The organism is Gemmatimonas sp., assembly GCF_044345575.1.
Lineage (GTDB): Bacteria > Gemmatimonadota > Gemmatimonadetes > Gemmatimonadales > Gemmatimonadaceae > Gemmatimonas.
In genome coordinates this window covers 1-5462 of sequence record NZ_JBIJAW010000223.1, presented here as the reverse complement: position 1 = coordinate 5462, position 5462 = coordinate 1, and the positions used below count along the sequence as shown (strand labels likewise).

6 protein-coding genes are annotated in these 5462 nt (G+C 64.6%); 5 read left to right on the top strand and 1 reads right to left on the bottom strand.

All coding sequences use genetic code 11. The features are described from left to right. On the top strand, positions 1–653 hold a 653-nt coding region (locus tag ACIQ6O_RS12145; RefSeq protein ID WP_396208055.1), incomplete at its 5' end, for an aldo/keto reductase. A gap of 49 nt (positions 654–702) precedes the next feature. Here the strand turns inward: ACIQ6O_RS12145 and ACIQ6O_RS12140 are convergent. Further along, positions 703–1539, bottom strand: coding sequence for an alpha/beta fold hydrolase (locus ACIQ6O_RS12140; RefSeq protein WP_396208054.1), 837 nt, complete (start codon positions 1537–1539; stop codon positions 703–705). On the opposite strand from ACIQ6O_RS12140, the gene ACIQ6O_RS12135 reads away from it, so the two are divergent. The 4 genes from ACIQ6O_RS12135 to ACIQ6O_RS12120 form a co-directional block, all read left to right on the top strand. Then, on the top strand, positions 1521–2234 hold the full coding sequence (locus ACIQ6O_RS12135; protein WP_396208053.1) for a hypothetical protein: 714 nt from the start codon (positions 1521–1523) through the stop codon (positions 2232–2234). The two genes, ACIQ6O_RS12140 and ACIQ6O_RS12135, sit on opposite strands and share 19 nt — an antisense overlap. A 91-nt stretch (positions 2235–2325) precedes the next feature. Next, positions 2326–3939 carry an ABC-F family ATP-binding cassette domain-containing protein gene (locus tag ACIQ6O_RS12130; protein WP_396208052.1) on the top strand — a complete coding sequence of 538 codons (1614 nt, stop codon included), beginning with the start codon at positions 2326–2328 and terminating at the stop codon, positions 3937–3939. Further along, entirely contained in the window at positions 3936–5045 is a 1110-nt protein-coding gene (locus ACIQ6O_RS12125; RefSeq protein ID WP_396208051.1) for a serine hydrolase domain-containing protein, read from the top strand. The genes ACIQ6O_RS12130 and ACIQ6O_RS12125 overlap by 4 nt, the downstream gene beginning before the upstream one ends. A 118-nt stretch (positions 5046–5163) precedes the next feature. Continuing rightward, positions 5164–5462, top strand: a 299-nt coding sequence (locus ACIQ6O_RS12120; protein ID WP_396208050.1) for a hypothetical protein, incomplete at its 3' end; no start/stop codon positions are given.

Genomic DNA, 5462 nt, shown 5'->3' with positions numbered 1-5462 from the left:
GCATGGTGGAGGTCGCCGGCATGCTGACTGATCTCCAGCGAGCCGGGAAGATCCGTCATCTGGCGCTGACGAACACGAACACCGAGCGCACACGTGAGCTGCTGGACGCCGGTGTGCCGTTAGTCGCCACGCAGGTGCAGTATTCGGTGCTCGACCGTCGACCGGCGGCACAGCTTGCGCCGCTGGCGGTGTCCCGCGGCATGCATCTGCTTTGCTACGGCTCCGTCGCCGGCGGTTTCCTCGGCGAGGCGTGGAATGGCGCGGAGGAACCCGCTGGCGAACTCGAGAACCGGTCGCTCATCAAGTATCGCCTGGTGATCGATGACTGCGGCGGATGGCGCGCGTTTCAGCGGCTGCTCGAGGCGCTGGGCGACATCGCGTCACGCCATGGCGTCGGGATTGCGAACGTCGCGCAGCGGTGGGTGCTCGATCAGCCGGCCGTAGGGGCCGTCATCGTAGGCTTTCGTAGCGAAGCGAGCGCGCGGCGTACGGTGCAAACGCTGAGCTTGGCACTGTCCCCAGAGGATCACGCGCAACTCGCCGAGGTCCTGCGCGTTATGCCCATGCCGGTCGGTGACGTGTACGACGCCGAGCGTGATCCGCAGTCGGTCCATGCGGGGATCATTCGCTACAACCTCAACACCGCCAGCTAGCATCGCAGCACCGCGCGGGATGGCGGTGCGAGGGGGGCTCGCCCCATGATTAGGCAGGATGGGCGGGTGTCGGTTCTACTCTCCCTGAACGCAGCGAGGCCCACTCATGGAGCAATTGGTCGAGATCGAGATCGGGCGCGAGGAAGCATCCGTGGCCATGCCCTTCGAGAATGCGCAGCGTGGCCGCGGGAGCACTCGCCGCCATCAGGCGTGCTTCGCGCACCGAAGGCAACAGATGATCTTCATCGGCCGCGAGAAAAAGCGTGGGCATGGTCAAGCGCTGCAGCGCGGGTCGAATGTCGTATCGCGTGAGGATGCGCAGCCGGTTGCGATATCCCACTTTCGTGGTGCCGCGTGTGAGTAATAGGAAGTTACGGATCTCGTCCTGATGCGTGTGCGCCGAGTGCAGCCGCCACGCCGTGAGACTGCGGACCCACTGCATGGTGTGCCACGGCACCAGATGCATCGCCGCCAGCGCGGCATGCAGCTTGGCGCGCGGGGTGATGCGGGTGAACGAATTGAGGATGACCAGTTCGGACACGCGTTTGGGGTGCCTGCTCGCGAAGGACATGGCCAGCGCGCCACCGAACGATTCCCCCACCATCACGACCGGTTCGCCGGAAGGGACCGCCACGTCGAGATGATGCAGCAAATCGGCGACGAGCGTGTCCATGTCTGTGGCTTCGTCACGCAGGCGAAACGTGAGCACGCGAAACCGGTTTCGCAGCAGGCGGGTCTGGCGATAGAAGAGCAGTCCCGTTCCGTCGAGTCCGGGCACGTAGATGAGCGGCCGGCCGGTCCCCGTGGCGTGCAGACGGGCGGCCGCATCGAGTTCGACCGAGGGGTGATCGGTATGAGGGACGTCCGATGACGAATGCACAGACATGGCGCTGGGTCCGGTTCGGGTGGGCCGTGTGCTCGGTCGTTCTGCTCGAAACGGTGCTGATTGGCGGGTCGGCACTACCCATCCTCGCGTTCGCGCACTGGCAGGCGGCGCTGCCCGTGCATGGCCTTGCACGATGGGCCGTGCAGGCGTTGGCCATCGTCCCGCTCTACGTGATGTTTGCGCTGCTGCTGCTGGTGTCGTCGGCCCTCACGACGCGATGGTTGGGGTGGCGCACCCCCAGCGGCATCACGGCACGCCTCGTCGATTTCGAATGGCCCGTCCTCGTGTGGGGCCGTTATCTCATGACGATACACGTCGTGCGCGTGCTTGCCGGACCGGCGTTCCGCTCAACTCTGATATGGAGCTGGTATTTGCGTCTCAACGGCGCACGCACGGGGCATCTCGTATGGGTGAACAGCCTCTCGCTCATGGACCATAACCTGCTCGAATTCGGTGATGATGTGGTGATCGGCGCCGATGTGCACATGTCCGGCCATATCGTGGAGCACGGGATGCTCAAAACCGCCCCGGTACGACTCGGCCCGGGTACCGTGATCGGGGTGGGGAGCGTGGTGGGGATCGGGGTGACGACCGGCCCCGGGACGCAGGTCGGCGCGCTCAGTGTGATACCCAAGTACACCACGCTCGACGGTCCCGGTTCCTACGCCGGGGCACCGGTGGCGCGGTTGCACTAAGGTCGCTCGCGAGGAGAACGCCGTTTTCGGTTCACGGCCGGTCCGGTGTACCTTTCACCGACCTTTTCCACCCGCTGACTCCGATTTCCGCGTGACGCTTCTCTCCTGCTCCAATATCGGTATCTCGTTCGGCGCCACCGAACTGCTCAAGGACATCACCTTTACCGTCGGTGAGGGCGAGCGCTGGGGCATCATCGGTCGCAACGGTGCGGGGAAGTCGTCGATCTTCAGCGTGATCACGGGTGACCGGCAGCCGAACGTGGGCGCCGTGGCGCGTAAGCCGGGGATGCGGCACGCGCTGCTCGATCAGCATCGCGCCTTTGAGGGCGCCACGACCGTGTGGCAGGCAGGCGCGGCGGCGTGGCGCGAGGTGATTGCCCTGGAGCACAGCATCGCCGAGCAGGCCATGAAGCTGGGTGAGATGGGCGACAAGATTACCGATGAAATCCTGGAGAAGTTCGGCCGCGATCAGGAACGCTTCGCCGATATGGGCGGCTACGAGTATCATGCCCGCGTCGATGCCGTGTTGCAGGGGCTCGGCTTCGATGCTGAGGAGTCGAAGACGCGACTCGTGTCGACGTTGTCCGGCGGTGAACGTGGTCGTGTGGGTCTCGCGGCACAGCTGATTGCGCCGGCCGACCTGTTGATGCTCGACGAACCCACCAACCATCTCGACCTCGATACGATCCACTGGTTGCAGGAGTGGCTCAAGGAAGCGGGAGAGACGGTGCTGGTCGTGTCACACGACCGTGCCTTCCTCGACAGTATCTGCACGCACATTCTGCATATCGAAGCCAAGACCAGTGAGTGGTACAAGGGCAACTACAGCGCGTTCGTGCCGCAGCGTGCGGAGCGTCGGCTCACGCGTGATCGTGAGATCGAGAAGCAGCGCGCGTACGTGAAGAAGGAGGAGGAATACATCCGACGGAACATTGCCGGCGTGAACTCCTTCCAGGCCAAGGGGAAGCGCAAGCGCCTGGAGCGCCTGCCGCGCTTGGCGCCCCCGCCGGGTGACCCGGCCGCGATGTCGCTCGAGTTCAAGGTGAACGATCGCGGTGGCGATCAGGTGATCGACGTCAAGGACCTGCGGGTAGAAGTGCCCGGGCGTGTGCTCGTGGACGAGTTCACGGCCGTGCTGCGACGCAACGACTTCGTGGCGCTGGTGGGGCCGAATGGCGCGGGCAAGTCGAGCTTTATCTCCACGATCATGGGCGATCGCCAGCCCGCCGCCGGGCAGGCGCGTATCGGCAGCTCCATCACGCCGGCGTACTTCAAGCAGGATCTGGGTGATTTGCCGCTCGATCTGAGCATGTACGATGCCATTCAGGCGCAGCGGCCGCTCTGGAGTCGCGGGGCCGTACAGAACCATCTGGGTGCGTTCGGCTTCACGCAGGAAGAGGTGTTCCGCGAAATCCGTACCCTGAGCGGTGGTGAGCGCGCGCGCATGGCGTTGGCGCTCATGACGCTGTCCGGCGCGAACCTGCTGGTGCTCGACGAACCCACGAACCACCTCGACGTCGAAAACATCGAAGTGCTGGAAGATGCGCTCGGTGAGTACGAGGGCACCGTGCTCATCGTGAGCCACGACCGGGCGTTCCTGCGCGAGGTGGCGACGCGGGTGTGGTGGTTCGAAGGCACGACGCTCAAGGACTTCGACGGGTCGTTCGTGGATTGGGAGGCAACACAGGAGCGCCGGGCCCGATGATTCTTCCCGTCCTGTTCGCCCTGTTGCAGGCCGGTGCCGCACCGGCGCAGCCATCGGCTGATTCCATCGGTCCCGCCTTGCAGCGAATTGCCGATAGCGTCGTGGCTGCCCGTCCCCGCATGCCGGGCATCATCATCGCCGTGGAATCCAAGTCGCTGGGGCGCCGTTGGAGCGTGGCGGCCGGCATGAGCGACACGGCGCGCAAGGTGCGGCTCACACCCGAGCAGCCGGTGCGTGTGGCCAGCAACACGAAGACCTACGTGGCGGCCGCGTTGCTGCGGCTGGTGGAACAGGGGCGCCTCGCGCTCAACGACCCGTTGGTGAAGCATCTGCCGGCGGATCTCGATGCGATGCTGCGCCGCGATGGCTATCGCACCGACAGCATCACCATCGAGCAGGTGATGAGTCATCGCGCGGGCTTCAACGAACATCCCGCGGTGCCGAGTTACGTGGAGCGTCTGCGCACCGACCCACGGTATCACTGGACTCCACGCGAGCAGTTACGGTGGCTGGTCGACAGCCTGGCGCCTGTTGGGCCGCTTGGGGCGCAGTTCCGGTATTCGGACAGCGGCTATGTGTTGCTGGGGCTCATCGTCGAGCAGCTGACAGGCAAGCCGCTGGGGCCGGCGGTGCGATCACTCGTTGGCTACGAGAAACTGGGGCTCACCCGCACGTGGTGGGAAACGATGGAGTCGACGCCGAAGGGCACGCCCGATCGCGCACATCAGTATCTCGCCGGCTTCGATTCGTACGGGATCGATCCCTCGTTCGACCTGTACGGCGGCGGCGGTATCGTGGCGACGATGAGCGACATGGCGCACTTCCTGACCGCACTCTTCGACGGCGACATCTTCGAGCGTCGGGCGACGCTCGATACCATGAACGCGCCCCGCAGCAATGAAATGGCGGGCTACGGTCTCGGTCTCTTCGGTGCCAACATCCGCGGTCTTCGCGGACGCGGGCACGGTGGATTCTGGGGCACGACCGCCATGGTCTTCCCCGAGGTCGGCATCACGATTGCCGTGGCCATCACTGACCAGAACGAGTCCCGGCAAACCAATGCCGTGATGGCCGCCGTGCTGCAGCGGCTTGGGGCTGGTCGCTAAGTCCTGAGACCGCTGATCCCTTGAACGCTGACCCCTTGGAAGAACGCGTCCACACGGAGTTCACCGAGGGTGGTGAGGGCACAAAGCACAGCAAAAGCCACATGCAAACCGTGAGGCCATGGACACCAGCATCGCGCTGTTCTCCATGGCCTCACTCAGCTCGGTGCGCTCCGTGTCAGCGCGTTTCAACGACACTGCCCCCGTGAACGCTGACCCCTTGAAAGAACGCGTCCACACGGAGCTCACCGAGAGTGGTGAGGGCACGGAGGACGGCAAAAACCACATGAACGGTGAGGCCATGGAAACCAGCATCGCGCTGTTCTCCATGGCCTCACTCAGCTCGGTGCGCTCCGTGTCAGCGCGTTTCAACGCCGCTGACCCCTTGAACGCTGACCCCTTGAAAGAACGCGTCCACAC